Annotated in this window: 14 protein-coding genes and 1 pseudogene; 11 read left to right on the top strand and 4 right to left on the bottom strand. The window is 65.7% G+C overall.

What is annotated here, in order from left to right; all coding sequences use genetic code 11:
- Positions 1–32: 32 nt before the first annotated feature.
- Positions 33–968 carry a CDF family Co(II)/Ni(II) efflux transporter DmeF gene (gene dmeF, locus JFY56_RS00485; RefSeq protein ID WP_208311530.1) on the top strand — a complete coding sequence of 312 codons (936 nt, stop codon included), beginning with the start codon at positions 33–35 and terminating at the stop codon, positions 966–968.
- Between the two features lie 5 nt (positions 969–973).
- On the opposite strand, the gene JFY56_RS00480 is transcribed toward dmeF, so the two are convergent.
- Positions 974–1,912 (bottom strand): LysR substrate-binding domain-containing protein, encoded by a 939-nt coding sequence (locus JFY56_RS00480; protein WP_208311529.1) that lies wholly within the window; start codon positions 1,910–1,912, stop codon positions 974–976.
- A 212-nt stretch (positions 1,913–2,124) separates the two neighbouring features.
- Between JFY56_RS00480 and JFY56_RS00475 the strand changes: the two genes are divergently transcribed.
- Entirely contained in the window at positions 2,125–2,892 is a 768-nt protein-coding gene (locus tag JFY56_RS00475) for an SDR family NAD(P)-dependent oxidoreductase (protein ID WP_208311528.1), read from the top strand.
- An 11-nt stretch (positions 2,893–2,903) separates the two neighbouring features.
- Positions 2,904–3,656 carry an SDR family NAD(P)-dependent oxidoreductase gene (locus JFY56_RS00470; RefSeq protein WP_208311527.1) on the top strand — a complete coding sequence of 251 codons (753 nt, stop codon included), beginning with the start codon at positions 2,904–2,906 and terminating at the stop codon, positions 3,654–3,656.
- Between the two features lie 67 nt (positions 3,657–3,723).
- On the opposite strand, the pseudogene JFY56_RS00465 reads toward JFY56_RS00470, so the two are convergent.
- Positions 3,724–3,996 (bottom strand): annotated as a pseudogene (locus JFY56_RS00465) (2,4-dienoyl-CoA reductase); the annotation flags it as partial.
- A gap of 78 nt (positions 3,997–4,074) precedes the next feature.
- On the opposite strand from JFY56_RS00465, the gene JFY56_RS00460 reads away from it, so the two are divergent.
- Positions 4,075–4,245 (top strand): YhfG family protein, encoded by a 171-nt coding sequence (locus JFY56_RS00460; protein WP_208311526.1) that lies wholly within the window; start codon positions 4,075–4,077, stop codon positions 4,243–4,245.
- Positions 4,245–4,844 (top strand): putative adenosine monophosphate-protein transferase Fic, encoded by a 600-nt coding sequence (locus JFY56_RS00455; RefSeq protein ID WP_208311525.1) that lies wholly within the window; start codon positions 4,245–4,247, stop codon positions 4,842–4,844. Before JFY56_RS00460 ends, JFY56_RS00455 begins: the two co-directional genes overlap by 1 nt.
- A 135-nt stretch (positions 4,845–4,979) precedes the next feature.
- Here JFY56_RS00455 and JFY56_RS00450 read toward each other — a convergent pair whose 3' ends face one another.
- Together JFY56_RS00450 and JFY56_RS00445 are read right to left on the bottom strand one after the other, a co-directional pair.
- Entirely contained in the window at positions 4,980–5,648 is a 669-nt protein-coding gene (locus JFY56_RS00450) for a TIGR04211 family SH3 domain-containing protein (RefSeq protein WP_208311524.1), read from the bottom strand.
- A gap of 176 nt (positions 5,649–5,824) precedes the next feature.
- Complete coding sequence (locus JFY56_RS00445) at positions 5,825–6,823, bottom strand: GlxA family transcriptional regulator (protein WP_208311523.1); 999 nt, start codon at positions 6,821–6,823, stop codon at positions 5,825–5,827.
- A 101-nt stretch (positions 6,824–6,924) separates the two neighbouring features.
- On the opposite strand from JFY56_RS00445, the gene JFY56_RS00440 reads away from it, so the two are divergent.
- The 6 genes from JFY56_RS00440 (at position 6,925) to JFY56_RS00415 (ending at position 13,555) form a co-directional block, all read left to right on the top strand.
- The gene (locus tag JFY56_RS00440) at positions 6,925–7,536 is read left to right on the top strand and encodes a LysE family translocator (protein WP_208311522.1); all 612 of its coding nucleotides are present in this window, start codon (positions 6,925–6,927) and stop codon (positions 7,534–7,536) included.
- Between the two features lie 111 nt (positions 7,537–7,647).
- Complete coding sequence (locus JFY56_RS00435; protein ID WP_208311521.1) at positions 7,648–7,992, top strand: cupin domain-containing protein; 345 nt, start codon at positions 7,648–7,650, stop codon at positions 7,990–7,992.
- A gap of 436 nt (positions 7,993–8,428) precedes the next feature.
- On the top strand, positions 8,429–8,911 hold the full coding sequence (locus JFY56_RS00430; RefSeq protein WP_208311520.1) for a formate dehydrogenase subunit gamma: 483 nt from the start codon (positions 8,429–8,431) through the stop codon (positions 8,909–8,911).
- Positions 8,905–10,464, top strand: coding sequence for a formate dehydrogenase beta subunit (locus JFY56_RS00425; RefSeq protein ID WP_208311519.1), 1,560 nt, complete (start codon positions 8,905–8,907; stop codon positions 10,462–10,464). Before JFY56_RS00430 ends, JFY56_RS00425 begins: the two co-directional genes overlap by 7 nt.
- On the top strand, positions 10,461–13,337 hold the full coding sequence (fdhF, locus tag JFY56_RS00420) for a formate dehydrogenase subunit alpha (protein WP_208311518.1): 2,877 nt from the start codon (positions 10,461–10,463) through the stop codon (positions 13,335–13,337). The genes JFY56_RS00425 and fdhF overlap by 4 nt, the downstream gene beginning before the upstream one ends.
- A complete protein-coding gene (locus tag JFY56_RS00415; RefSeq protein ID WP_208311517.1) occupies positions 13,334–13,555 on the top strand; it encodes a formate dehydrogenase subunit delta in 222 nt (73 codons plus the stop codon). Before fdhF ends, JFY56_RS00415 begins: the two co-directional genes overlap by 4 nt.
- Positions 13,556–13,562 lie beyond the last annotated feature (7 nt).

The raw sequence follows: 13,562 nt of genomic DNA, 5'->3' as shown, positions 1-13,562 counted from the left end.
ATGTGAGCTCAACATCTGAGGCATGATAGATCATGACCGCCAACGACCACGAGAAATGGGTGCACTCCCATCACTTCCACCAGGGCAACACCCATGGTGAAAGCAAAACGCGCCTGGCCGTCTGGCTGACCGCCGTGATGATGGTCGCGGAGATTTCGGGGGGTTGGTACTTCAACTCCATGGCCCTGCTCGCCGATGGCTGGCACATGAGTTCGCACGTTCTCGCGCTCGGGCTTTCGCTGCTCGCCTACGCCGCGGCGCGCCGGTTTGCCCATGACCGGCGTTTCGCATTCGGCACCTGGAAAATCGAGATCCTGGGCGGCTACTCCAGCGCCATGCTGTTGCTGGGGATTGCGGGACTGATGGCGTTCCAGTCGGCCGAGCGACTGCTTTCTCCGGGGCAGATCCACTACGACGAAGCCATCTCCATCGCCGTTATCGGCCTGGCGGTGAATCTCGCTTGCGCCTGGCTACTGCGCGATGACCACTCCCATCATCACGGCCACGATCATCATCAGCATGGGCACGACCATCACCATGACCTGAACCTCAGATCGGCTTATCTGCATGTGATAGCGGATGCCGCCACCTCGGTACTGGCGATCATCGCCCTGCTCGCCGGGAAGTTCTGGGGAGCGAACTGGCTGGACCCCGTCATGGGGCTGGTCGGCGCGGCACTGGTCGCCATCTGGGCCAAAGGCCTGCTGCGGGATACCGGGCGGGTGCTTCTGGATGCGGAAATGGACGCCCCGGTCGTGGAGGAAGTTCGGGAGGTTGTCGGGGAGTTGCAGCCCGACGCCGCGATCACGGACCTGCACGTCTGGCGGGTCGGCAAGGACAAGTACGCCTGCATCCTGACCCTGGCCAGCCGGGAGCCCCTGAGCGCCGATCGCGTTCGTCAGGCCTTGAGCATTCACGAAGAACTCGTACACGTCACCGTGGAAATCAATCCGCTGGTGCCGGCCTGACGTTTCTACAAGGGCTGCTCCCGCAACTCCTGCGTCTGCTCCACCAGCCAATCGCGGAGTATCCGCATTTCCGGCGACCCGGCCAGATCGCGGCGGCAGACGAAGTAATGCTTGCGGTCATCGGCAAGAAAGGTCTCGCTGGTCGGCCTGACCAGCTTGCCTGAGTCCAGCTGCGGCTGTACCAGATGGCGCCAGGCCAGGCCGACACCGACTTCCTCCTGGACCGCATCCAGCAGCATCGAGAAATGGCTGAAATCCATCGTTTCCCTGCACCTGGAGGCATCGAGACCGAACTGCCTGAACCAGAACGCCCAATCGACAGGCACCCAGAGCCTGGCTTTCCAGTGGCTCGCACTGAGGTTCAGCAGCGTGACGCTCATCAGCCCTTCCAGGGTCTTGATCTGCGGGTGCTGTTCGAGAAAAGCGGGCGTGCAAACCGGAAATATCTCTTCGGAGAAGAGGTATTCGGCCAGATAGTGCGGGTGTTCCTCCAGCCCGAGGGTCACTGCGGCACTGAAGTTCTCCTGATAGTCCGGGTTTCCCTCGGTGCTGATCAGGTGCAACTGGAGTTCAGGATGCTGGGCCCGCAGTTGCTTCAGCCTCGGCATCAGCCATAGCTGGGCGAAGGCGGTGGTGGTGATCAGCGCCAGGTAATCCAGGCTGTTGCGGCGCAGCAGTTCGCGGGAAGCCGTGGCGATGTGCTGCAGGGCGGAAGAGGCAGCCAGGTACAACGCGTGGCCGTCGCGGGTGAGCTCGACCTTGCGGTTGCCGCGCAGGAACAGCTTCAGGCCGTAGAAGTCTTCCAGCGTCTGGATCTGGCGGCTGATCGCTGCCTGGGTCACGCAGAGTTCCTCCGCCGCCATCTTGAAGCTGCCGTGGCGGGCGGCCGCTTCGAAGGTGCGCAGGGCATTCAATGGGGGGAGTAGCTGCCGGAGGTTGCTCATGGGGCGCACACGATGAATCGGACACATCGAACAGTTAACCAGAGCGCAACCGGGAATGACAGGTTCCTGCGGGCTAACTGCTCGTTTCTGTGCCGGAGGTCTTCTATTCACTTAATCAAAAGCTAAGTGAAGAGCGCGCAAAACTCGTTTGTCAGCGGTTTCCTGCCTCTCGATCATTGACCCCGGATAACCCACCCGGAGGCAGCAAGACAATGAGATTCAAGAACAAGGTTGTCGTGATTACCGGAGGCGCCGGCGGCGTCGGTCAGGCACTGGTCCGGCTGTTCGCCGCCGAAGGTGCGCGCGTGATGATCTCGGACATCAATGCCGACGGCTGTCAGGCGGTGGTCGACCAGGCCCGCGAGCTGGGCGCCGAAGCCGACTGCCTGGCCGGCAATCTGCGGGAGAAGGAGTATTGCGAAGCGGTCATCGCCCGGGCGGTCGAACGCTTCGGCGGCGTCGACATCCTGCTCAACAACGCCGGCATCATTCCGCGCGGGACCATCGAGGAAACCACCGACGACATGTGGTTCACGGCGATGGACGTCAACCTGAATGCCGCGTTCTTCCTCTGCCGCGCCGCCATTCCCCATATGAAACAGCGTGGCGGCGGCGCCATCGTCAACACCTCCTCGGTCTGGGGCACCCATCCCGGCCCCGGCCATGTCGCCTATTGCACCAGCAAGGGCGCGGTGGCGGCGTTCTCGCAGAACCTCGGCCGGGATTGCGCGCCGTTCGGTATCCGCGTCAATGCCGTCTGCCCGCATGAGATCAACACGCCGATGATCCGCACCGGTTTCGAGCGCCGTGGCCTCGATCCCGACAAGGCCGTCGAGGAACTGAACAGGACGGTGCCGCTGGGCCGCATCGCCGAACCGGAGGACATCGCCGATGTGATCGCCTTCCTGGCCTCCGACCAGGCGCGCTACATCGCCGGCGCGACGCTCGATGTCACCGGCGCCAAACCGGTTTCCGGCTGAGGGGAATGACGATGCTGAACAACAAGGTGGCCGTCGTTACCGGCGGCGGGCGTGGAATCGGTCGCGGAATTACCGAAAAACTCCTGGAAGCCGGCGCCCGGGTGCTGGTCGCACAGCGCCAGCCGCTGGATGACAGCCTGGGTGCCAATCCGCAGGTGGCCTGGGTCGAAGCCGACCTCGCCGAACGCGATGCGCCCTACGTCATCGCGCGGGCGGCCGAGGAGCGGTTCGGCGGCGTCGATATCCTGGTCAACAATGCCGGCTTCATGTTCGAACGCTCGCTCGACGAGATGAGCGAGGACGACTGGGACCGGATGATGGCCGTCAACCTGCGCGCCCCGGTCTTCCTGGCCAAGGCCCTGCTGCCGCAGTTGCGCGTGCGTGGCGGCAGCATCGTCAATATCGGCTCGATCGAAGGCATCGGCGCCAACCCCTGGCATACCGCCTACTGCGGCTCCAAGGCCGGCGTGCACGGTTTCACCCGGGCGCTGGCGGTCGATCTGGGGCGCGACGGCATTCGCTGCAATGCCATCGCCCCCGGCTGGATCAACTCGGACCTGAGCCACGCCTATATCGACGCCCAGCCCGATCCCGCGCAGGCGCGGGCCGGCCTGCTCAAGCTGCATCCGGTCGGGCGTACCGGCGAGCCGCAGGACGTTGGCGGTGTCGTGGTCTTCCTGGCCAGCGACGCAGCGGCCTTCATCACCGGCCAGGTGATCGTCGTCGACGGCGGCCGAACGGCCAAACTGCCGTTGCCGTTCTGAGTCCGGGCGGCTTCGGGCGATTCCCCTCCACATTACAGATGTTGTGGAGGGGCATTTCTGGCCGAGGCTAGATCCCCATCCTGCGCCGGTACTGGCGGGTGCGGAGCGCATTGGCCAGCTGTTGCAGGATCAGCGCTCGCAACGGCGACACCTTCGGGTCAGGCGCCCTGTCCAGGCTGAGTTTGCTCAGCTGGAACTTGACGACAGCCATGTTCGCCAGCGAGGCCAGGGTCTTGTTCTTCCAGGTGATCGGCGGCAATTGCGGGGCATTGTCCTTGCCGAGACGCCAGTCGCGCGGCAGATGTGGGTCGATGGCCAGCGCCGTACCGATACCGACCATGCCTCGCCACCTGGCTGGTAGGCCACGTCAATGGTATCCGTTATAATTCGTCAACCAACTGCGCTTGAGGTCCACGCTATGACAACTCTCAGCCTTGAAGCCAAGAAGGCCTACGCAGCCAAGACGCGCAAGTCCAACTACGCGGCCAGCCTGCGGCTGGAAGGCTTCAAATCAGTTCTCACAGACAGTGAGCGCGAGTTACCTTCGCGCGAAGATGTGTTGAAGGCTTTCGGTAAAACCTCGGCGTAATGTCTGATAAATACGGAGGTGGCCAAGACTCCTATTGCTACCCTGGGTCTGATGTCCTCCGTAACAAACTCGACATCCGTGACGATGCAACTTTGAGCGAAGCTGAGCGTCAGCTTTCTGCCATTGCAGTTGAAGAAATCGAGTTTAGCCCTCCCCCATACAACCTGGCTTACCTTCAGAATATCCACCGAGTCCTGTTCTCTGACCTCTATGACTGGGCCGGGGAGTTGCGGACTGTCGGAATCTCCAAGCAGGCAACGCGCTTCTGCCAACCGGAATACATGGAGAAGGAGGCCGGAAAGATCTTCAAGGCCATGGCTGAGGCCAATTGGTTCGAAGGCATGAACCGCGGGGAGCTGATAGCTGCAGTTGCCGAGGCCTACTCCGACCTCAATGTGGTGCACCCTTTCCGTGAGGGCAACGGGCGTACACAGCGTATTCTTTTTGAACACCTCATCCTGAACGCCGGATTCGAAATCAGTTGGTGGGGAGTTGAGGAAGATGAGTGGATTTACGCCAACATTGCTGCCTACAACTGCAACCTCGGACCTATGAAGCAGGTTTTCGAGAAATGCATTGGCCACCCAATTCAGCCTTAGCGCATAGCAGGCTTATCTATAGAGCGAGAGCGGCACGCATAGCTTTGCGGCCTTCTCCATAGCCGCTCGCGGCAGTCCCGGTTTCCAACTCCCTCCCCCGCGATGAGCATTGCGCCCATCGCGGCGAAAGGTGCTTCAGATCCACTGGTCGTTGCGCTTGCGCCGTACCCGCAGCATGGTCGGCAGGATCAGGCCGGCGAACAGGCCGGCGCCGGCGATGCTGCCGCCGTAGATCATGTAGCGCATCAGCACCTGCTTGTTCTCGTCGCCCAGCTGCGCCTGCACCTCGCGCAACTCGGAGCGCGCCTGGGTCAGCTCGGCGTCCAGCGCCGTGCGCGCCGCCTGCAGCTCGTCGATCAGCGTCTTGCGCGAGTCCAGCGTCTCCTGCATGCCCTGCACGCGGGTTTTCCAGCTGTCGTTGATGCCTTCCAGTTCGGCGGTGAGCTCAGCCACCTTCCGTTCCAGTTGCGGCAGGCGCTCGGCCTGGCCGGGCACCTCCTGCAGATAGCGGCTGGGAATCCACACGGTCTTGCCGCTCTCGCCACGCACCTGGCTGTAGTCCCCCTGGGTGCTCACCAGTTCGACCTTCTCCCCGGAGGCGAGCGTACCGACGATGCGGTAGCCGTCGGTCGGGCCGCTGCGCACATAGGTCGTCAGGCCATCGCTCACCCAGCGTGCGCTGCTGGCGGTCTCCTCGGCCTGCGCCGGGGCACCGGCCGCCAGCAGGCCGCCTAGCAGGAAGGCAGCGAGCGCGCGGGTCTGGAGCGAGGAAACACAGGCGGGGAAATGACGGGATAGGGACATGGGCAATCTTCACATGGCGATAGAACGAAACCCGGCGAACGGGCGCGAAATAAGGCCGGCCAGGCGAATTGCTGCAGACAGGAACGCGTTCCAGGGTGGGCCGACTGGAGACAGACAGCAGGCGGGCCGATGGAGTTCACTCGCGATAACGGTGGCTGGACGGGCGGCTTGTTACCTCAGGTTTCCCGGGCCTGCACGCCGCGCCTGCGCAGCGCCGCCGGCGTCATCCCGAAGCGCTTGCGCACGAGCTTGGCGAGATAGCTGGTGTCCGCCACGCCGATCTCGTCGGCGATCAGCGCGAGGCTGTGGCTGGAGTTGAGCAGGCGCCATTCCACGTGGCGCAGGCGCATCTCGGCCCAGTACTCCCTGGCCGTCACGCCATGGCTGGCGCGGAACAGGCGGTCGAACTGGCGGCGGGAGATATCGACCTGCCCGGCCAACTGGTCGATGGTCCGGTCGGAAGCCATCCACTCGCGCATCAGGGCGATGGCGCGATCGACCTGGCGCCCGCCGGGGCCCGGAGTTTCCCGCGATTTCAGTTGGTGCAGGCTGCTGCGCGGCTCGTCCACCAGCATGTCGGCCAGGCCCTTCAAGGCGCGTGTCCGCCCGCATGCCCGTGCCAGCAATTCCACCGCCAGATCTATCGCGGCAAGCCCGCCTGCGCAGGAAATACGCGCGCCGTCGATGCAATAGAGCTGTTCGCTCACCACCGGAATCCGTGGGTAGGACGCGCGAAACTCCACCTCATGCCGCCAGTGCACCGCCACCTTGTGGCCGCTCAACAGGCCGCAGGCGGCGAGCAGGAAGCAGGCGTTGTCGATGGACACCAGCTTCACGCCCTGAGCCGCGGCGTCGCGCAGCAGTTTGCGATAGGTCGGTGCCAGCGCCTCGGTCGCGCTGGCGCTGCGCCCGCCGAACAGGACCAGATAATCGTAGTCGCGGTAGCGGATGTCCGCCGGCGTGACCTCGACGCGCACGGCGGCGCCACTGCTGGACTCCACGTGCCCTGCCTGCTGTCCGAGGATGGTCCAGGCGCAGTAGCGCTGGCGGCTGTAGTCTTCCTCATCGCCGGCGAAGCGCAGCTTGTCGAGGAAGCTGCCGAAGGGAAGCATGGCGAAACCCGGCAAGGGCAGCAGGAGGAAACGCAGGTCGGGGCTGACGGCGTCGGTATGCATGGCGGCATGCGTCCAGTTATCACCGAAGAATGTCCAGATTCTACCTCTGCCAGACCAGACAAGCCTCTAGACTTGCGCCCATTCTCCACGAGGAATGCCGCATGGCTCTGGAAACCTGGTTCATCTACGCCCTCGCAATCCTTGGCCTGTCGCTGACGCCCGGGCCGAACGGCTTGCTCGCCCTCACCCACGGCGCCCTCTATGGATCGCGGCGGACGCTCTGCACCATCAGCGGCGGCATCAGCGGATTCAGCGCGCTGATCGCACTGGCCATGGTCGGCCTTGGCGCCCTGCTGCAGACGTCGTCGGAAATCCTGACGGTGCTCAAATGGGTCGGCGGCGCCTATCTGCTGTGGCTCGGCATCCAGCTCTGGCGGGCACCCGCGCTGCAGCTCACGCCCATTACCGGCGCCGGCACGCCAGGCGCGGCGACGCTGTTCCGCCAGGGCTTCCTGTCGGCGGTGGCGAACCCGAAGGTGTTGCTGTTCTACGGCGCCTTCCTGCCGCAATTCATCGATCCGCAGCGCTCGCTGGTGCCGCAGTTCATCGTGATGGCCGCCACCTTCGCGGTGACCGAGTTCATCGTCGAGTACCTGCTGGCGCGCCTCGCCTTCAGGGTCCGCCCGTGGATGGAGCGCGGCGGCAAGGGCTTCAACCGCGGCTGCGGCACGCTCTTCGCGCTGATCGGCGCGGCGTTGCCGATGACGCGCTAACGGGGCGGCGATCCTGCGTTTCCAGGCAACCAGGAGTCGAAACGAGGCAATCCCGGCGTTCGCATTGGCTCTATGGTCACGGGCCAATCAACCGATCGACCTGGAGCTGTCATGTCCGACTTCATCACCGTTCTGCGCGAAACCTGTCCGACTCCGGTGCTGGACGCCACCAAGTGGAAGCGCATCGGCGGCGATCCGCACACCGTCAACCTGAACGCCTACGTCTCGCAGGACGGCAGCAAGATCATGGGCACCTGGATCTGCACCCCCGGCAAGTTCGAGGTGAACTACGAGAAGTGGGAGTACTGCCATTTCCTCGACGGCTACTGCGTGATCACCCCGGACGGCGAGCAGCCGATCCACCTGAAGGCCGGCGATGTCTTCGTCATCGAACCGGGCATGAAAGGCACCTGGGAAGTGGTGGAAACCGTTCGCAAGTATTTCGTATTCGCCTGACGGCGCATCGGGGAAATCGACGGCGTCCAGGGTCAGCAGCCCTGGGCGCCGTTTTGTTTCAGGCATCATGAAAGGCCCGTCTTCGGCCTCCCTCCCCCGCACGTAAAGCTATCCTTTCAAGAGAGGCGACCATCCAGTCGCCAGCCGTGGACAGCATCGCCACTGGCCGCACGCAACCGGCCGATACACTTGGGCCGGCAACGCCCTGCCCCGCAGGTCGGTTTCAGGATGCGACGGGTCGCCTGGGTGCAATCTCCAGGCGGTGGGGATGGCAAGCTTTCACGATGCCCCGGACCGGATGCGCCAGACATCCGGCCGGAGAGCAAGGATGGCGACCGGAGCAACCACGCTTCCGTGACGTGGTCGGACGCCGCAGCCGGAGACTCCGGACGACTGCCCCATGCGGCAGCACGTTCGTGATGCCGAGGTACGTTGCATGCCTGATGAAACGCTCCACCTGCCTCTGATTCACAGCGTGTTGGAACGCGAGAAGGACACCCCCGGTGCCCTGCTGCCGATCCTCCACGCCATCCAGGAGGGCTGCGGGTACATCCCCGATGCCGCCGTCCCGGAGATCGCCCATGCCCTCAACCTCAGCCAGGCCGAGGTGCGCGGGGTGATCAGCTTCTACCACGACTTCCGCACCACGCCGCCGGCACGCCATACCCTGCGCCTGTGCCGGGCCGAGTCCTGCCAGAGCATGGGCGCCGAACGCCTGGCCGCACAGCTGCGCGAGCAACTGGCGCTGGACGATCACGGCACCAGTGCCGACGGGAAGATCAGCCTGCGGCCGGTCTATTGCCTGGGCGCCTGCGCCTGCTCGCCGGCCCTTGAGCTGGATGGCGAACTGCATGCGCGGATCACTCCCGAACGCCTGCGCGAGCTGGTGAACGGCTGCATGGAGGATGAAGCATGCTGACGCTGTTCATCCCCTGCGACTCGGTCGCCCGCGCCGTCGGTGCGGACAAGGTCGCCGCCGCGCTGGCCAGCGAGGCCGAGCGCCGGCAGTTGCCGCTGGAGCTGCGCCGCACCAGTTCCCGTGGCCTCTACTGGCTGGAGCCGCTGGTTGAGCTGGAAAGCCCCAACGGCCGGCTGGGCTTCGGCCCGCTCACACCGGAGGACGTCCCTGCCCTGCTGGACGCCCTGGCGAGCGACCCCGGCAGCCATCCGCAGGCCCTGGGACCTGTGGAAGACATTCCCTACCTGAAGACTCAGCAGCGCCTGCTGTTCGCCCGCGCCGGCATCACCCGGCCGCTGTCGCTGGACGACTACCGCGCCCAGGGCGGCTTCGAAGGCCTGACCCGCGCAATCGGAATGGACGGATCGGAAGTGGTCGCCGCCGTGCTCGACTCCGGTCTGCGCGGCCGTGGCGGCGCGGCCTTCCCGGCCGGCATCAAGTGGCGCACCGTACGCGACGCCGTCGCCGAGCAGAAATATGTGGTGTGCAACGCCGACGAAGGCGACTCCGGCACCTTCGCCGACCGCATGCTGATGGAAGGCGACCCGTTCCTGCTGATCGAGGGCATGTCCATCGCCGGCCTCGCCGTCGGTGCCGGCATGGGCTACATCTACGTGCGCTCCGAATACCCGCAGGCGGTGGAAACCCTGCGCGCGGCCATCGGCATCGCCCGCGAGGCCGGCTACCTCGGGACCAACGTCGGCGGCAGCGGCCGCGCCTTCGAACTGGAAGTGCGGGTCGGCGCCGGCGCCTACATCTGCGGCGAGGAAACCGCCCTGCTGGACTCGCTGGAAGGCAAGCGCGGCGTGGTTCGCGCCAAGCCGCCGCTGCCGGCGCTGGAGGGCCTGTTCGGCCAGCCGACGCTGGTGCACAACGTGCTCACCCTGGCCTCGGTGCCGGTGATCCTCGCCCGCGGCGCGCAGTTCTACCGCGACTTCGGCATGGGCCGCTCGCTCGGCACCATGCCCTTCCAACTGGCCGGCAATATCCGTCACGGCGGCCTGGTGGAGCGCGCCTTCGGCCTGACCCTGCGCGAGCTGGTGGAAGACTACGGCGGCGGCACCGCCAGCGGCCGTCCGCTGAAGGCTGCACAGGTGGGCGGCCCGCTGGGCGCCTGGGTGCCGCCCGCGCAGTTCGACACACCGCTCGACTACGAGGCCTTCGCCGCCATGGGCGCCATGCTCGGCCACGGTGGCGTGGTGGTAGCCGACGACAGCCTCAACATGGCCCATATGGCCCGTTTCGCCATGCAGTTCTGCGCCGAGGAATCCTGCGGCAAGTGCACGCCGTGCCGGATCGGTTCGACCCGTGGCGTGGAAGTGGTGGACCGGCTGATCGCCGCCACCGACATCACCGCTCGCGAGGAACAGGCCCGACTGCTGACGGACCTCTGCGACACCATGCAGTACGGCTCGCTCTGCGCCCTGGGCGGGATGACGTCCTACCCGGTGACCAGCGCCCTCAAGCATTTCCCCGCCGACTTCGGTCTGGCGACCACGGAGGCCGACCAGTGATCAACATATTCGACCCCGCCAGCGACATCGACCTCGGCACCCCGGCTCGCGAAAGCGAGGTGCAGGTCAGCCTGACCATCGACGGCCGCGAAATCAGCGTCCCCGCCGGCACTTCGGTAATGCGCGCCGCGGCGCTGCTCGGCACCAGCATTCCCAAGCTCTGCGCCACCGACAGCCTGGAAGCCTTCGGCTCCTGCCGCATGTGCCTGGTGGAAATCGACGGCATGCGCGGCTACCCGGCCTCCTGCACCACGCCGGTGACCGAGGGCATGGTGGTGCATACCCAGACGCCGAAGCTCGCGACGCTGCGGCGCAACGTCATGGAGCTGTACATCTCCGACCACCCGCTGGACTGCCTGACCTGCCCGTCCAACGGCGACTGCGAGTTGCAGACGGTGGCGGGCCAGGTCGGCCTGCGCGAGGTGCGCTACGGCTACGATGGCGCCAACCACCTGGCCGAGGCCAAGGACGTCTCCAACCCCTATTTCGACTACGACCCGAGCAAGTGCATCGTCTGCAACCGCTGCGTGCGCGCCTGCGAGGAAATCCAGGGCACCTTCGCCCTGACCATCAGCGGGCGCGGCTTCGAGTCCCGCGTGGCGGCGGCCGGCGGCGACAACTTCCTCGACTCCGAGTGCGTGTCCTGCGGCGCCTGCGTGCAGGCCTGCCCCACCGCCACCCTGATGGAAAAGAGCGTGGTCGAGATCGGCCAGCCGGAGCGCAGCGTCATCACCACCTGCGCGTACTGCGGCGTGGGCTGCTCCTTCCGCGCGGAAATGAAGGGCGAGCAATTGGTACGCATGGTCCCGGACAAGAACGGCCAGGCCAACCACGGCCACTCCTGCGTCAAGGGCCGCTTCGCCTTCGGCTACGCCACCCACCCGGATCGCATCACCACGCCGATGATCCGCAAGCACATCAGCGACCCGTGGCAGGAAGTCAGCTGGGACGAGGCAGTCAACTACGCGGCCAGCGAGTTCCGCCGCATCCAGCAGAAGTACGGGCGCGACTCCATCGGCGGCATCACCTCCAGCCGCTGCACCAACGAAGAGACCTACCTGGTGCAGAAACTGGTGCGCGCCGCCTTCGGCAACAACAACGTCGACACCTGCGCCCGCGTCTGCCATTCGCCCACCGGCTACGGCCTCAAGCAGACCCTCGGCGAATCCGCCGGCACCCAGAGCTTCGACTCGGTGATGCAGGCCGACGTCGTCCTGGTGATCGGCGCCAACCCCACCGACGCCCACCCTGTGTTCGGCTCCCAGCTCAAGCGGCGCCTGCGCGAGGGCGCGCGGCTGATCGTCATCGACCCGCGCCGCATAGACCTGGTGGATTCGCCCCATGGCCGCGCCGAGCTGCACCTGCAACTGCGCCCGGGCACCAACGTGGCCATGCTCAACGCCCTGGCCCACGTGATCGTCACCGAGGGCCTGGTCAACCAGCCCTTCGTCGAGGATCGCTGCGAGGCGCCCGACTTCGCCCGCTGGCGCGACTTCGTCAGCCTGCCGGAGAACGCCCCCGAAGTGCTGGGGCCGGTCTGCGGCGTGCCCGCCGAACAGATCCGCGCCGCCGCACGGCTCTACGCCACCGGCGGCAACGCGGCGATCTACTACGGCCTCGGCGTCACTGAGCACAGCCAGGGCAGCACCGCGGTGATGGGCATCGCCAACCTCGCCATGGTCACCGGCAACATCGGCCGCGAAGGCGTCGGGGTGAATCCGCTGCGCGGACAGAACAACGTCCAGGGCTCCTGCGACATGGGCTCCTTCCCCCACGAACTGCCCGGCTACCGGCACATTTCCGGCGCGGCAGTGCGCAGCCAGTTCGAGCAGGCCTGGGGCGTGACCCTGCTGCCCGAACCGGGCCTGCGCATCCCCAACATGTTCGAGGCGGCGCTGGACGGCACCTTCAAGGCGCTCTACTGCCAGGGCGAGGACATCGCCCAGAGCGACCCCAACACCCAGCACGTCACCGCCGCCCTGTCGGCCATGGAGTGCGTGGTGGTGCAGGACATCTTCCTCAACGAGACGGCCAAGTTCGCCCACGTGTTCCTGCCGGGCAGCTCCTTCCTCGAAAAGGACGGCACCTTCACCAACGCCGAGCGCCGCATCTCGCGGGTCCGCAAGGTGATGGAGCCCCTCGGTGGCAAGTCCGACTGGGAGGCCACCGTGGCGCTGTCCAACGCCCTGGGCTACCGGATGGACTACAAGCACCCGTCGGAGATCATGGACGAGATCGCCCGCCTGACCCCCACCTTCACCCGCGTCAGCTACGCCGAACTGGACCGCCACGGCAGCCTGCAATGGCCGTGCAACGACGAGGCACCGGACGGCACCCCGACCATGCACATCGACCAGTTCGTGCGCGGCAAGGGACGCTTCATGCTCACCGGCTACGTGCCCACCGATGAAAAGGTCAACAGCCGCTACCCGCTGCTGCTGACCACCGGACGCATCCTCAGCCAGTACAACGTCGGCGCCCAGACCCGGCGCACCGACAACGTCGCCTGGCACGGCGAGGACCGCCTGGAGATCCACCCGACCGACGCCGAGAGCCGCGGCATCGCCGACGGCGACTGGGTCGGCGTGGGCAGCCGCTCCGGGCAGTCGGTGCTGCGCGCCAAGGTCAGCGAGCGGATGGCGCCGGGCGTGGTGTATACCACCTTCCACTTCCCGGAATCCGGCGCCAACGTGATCACCACCGACAACTCCGACTGGGCCACCAACTGCCCGGAATACAAGGTCACAGCGGTGGAAGTCGTGCGCGTCTACCAGCCTTCGGAATGGCAGAAACGCTACCAGGCGTTCAGCAACGAACAGCGGCGCCTGCTGAAGGAACGCCGCCACGCCGAGAAAGCCGAGGTGCGTAGATGAGCATCGACAACCTGATCAAGATGGCCAATCAGATCGCCCTGTTCTTCGCCAGCGAACCGGACAAGGAACAGGCCGTGCGCGGCGTGCAACAGCACCTGCAAAGCTTCTGGACCCCGGCCATGCGGCGTGAACTGATGACATGGCAGGCGGAGCATGATGGCGACGCCCTGCACCCGCTGGTGCGGGAGGCGCTGGCGGAATCGGCGGAGAATGCTTAGCGGGCAG

The sequence above is a fragment of the Pseudomonas schmalbachii genome (assembly GCF_017589465.1).
GTDB lineage: Bacteria > Pseudomonadota > Gammaproteobacteria > Pseudomonadales > Pseudomonadaceae > Pseudomonas > Pseudomonas schmalbachii.
Note: the sequence above shows the minus strand (reverse complement) of the source record. Positions and strands in the feature narration are given on the sequence as shown.

What these genes read in the sequence shown, in the direction of transcription:
- JFY56_RS00440 (WP_208311522.1), top strand. Translation starts at nt 6,925, where the DNA reads ATGGCTCTGGAAACCTGGTTCATCTACGCCCTCGCAATCCTTGGCCTG.
- JFY56_RS00430 (WP_208311520.1), top strand. Translation starts at nt 8,429, where the DNA reads ATGCCTGATGAAACGCTCCACCTGCCTCTGATTCACAGCGTGTTGGAA.
- JFY56_RS00455 (WP_208311525.1), top strand. Translation starts at nt 4,245, where the DNA reads ATGTCTGATAAATACGGAGGTGGCCAAGACTCCTATTGCTACCCTGGG.
- JFY56_RS00445 (WP_208311523.1), bottom strand. Translation starts at nt 6,823, where the DNA reads ATGCATACCGACGCCGTCAGCCCCGACCTGCGTTTCCTCCTGCTGCCC.
- JFY56_RS00480 (WP_208311529.1), bottom strand. Translation starts at nt 1,912, where the DNA reads ATGAGCAACCTCCGGCAGCTACTCCCCCCATTGAATGCCCTGCGCACC.
- JFY56_RS00425 (WP_208311519.1), top strand. Translation starts at nt 8,905, where the DNA reads ATGCTGACGCTGTTCATCCCCTGCGACTCGGTCGCCCGCGCCGTCGGT.
- JFY56_RS00450 (WP_208311524.1), bottom strand. Translation starts at nt 5,648, where the DNA reads ATGTCCCTATCCCGTCATTTCCCCGCCTGTGTTTCCTCGCTCCAGACC.
- dmeF (WP_208311530.1), top strand. Translation starts at nt 33, where the DNA reads ATGACCGCCAACGACCACGAGAAATGGGTGCACTCCCATCACTTCCAC.
- JFY56_RS00415 (WP_208311517.1), top strand. Translation starts at nt 13,334, where the DNA reads ATGAGCATCGACAACCTGATCAAGATGGCCAATCAGATCGCCCTGTTC.
- JFY56_RS00475 (WP_208311528.1), top strand. Translation starts at nt 2,125, where the DNA reads ATGAGATTCAAGAACAAGGTTGTCGTGATTACCGGAGGCGCCGGCGGC.
- JFY56_RS00460 (WP_208311526.1), top strand. Translation starts at nt 4,075, where the DNA reads ATGACAACTCTCAGCCTTGAAGCCAAGAAGGCCTACGCAGCCAAGACG.
- JFY56_RS00470 (WP_208311527.1), top strand. Translation starts at nt 2,904, where the DNA reads ATGCTGAACAACAAGGTGGCCGTCGTTACCGGCGGCGGGCGTGGAATC.
- JFY56_RS00435 (WP_208311521.1), top strand. Translation starts at nt 7,648, where the DNA reads ATGTCCGACTTCATCACCGTTCTGCGCGAAACCTGTCCGACTCCGGTG.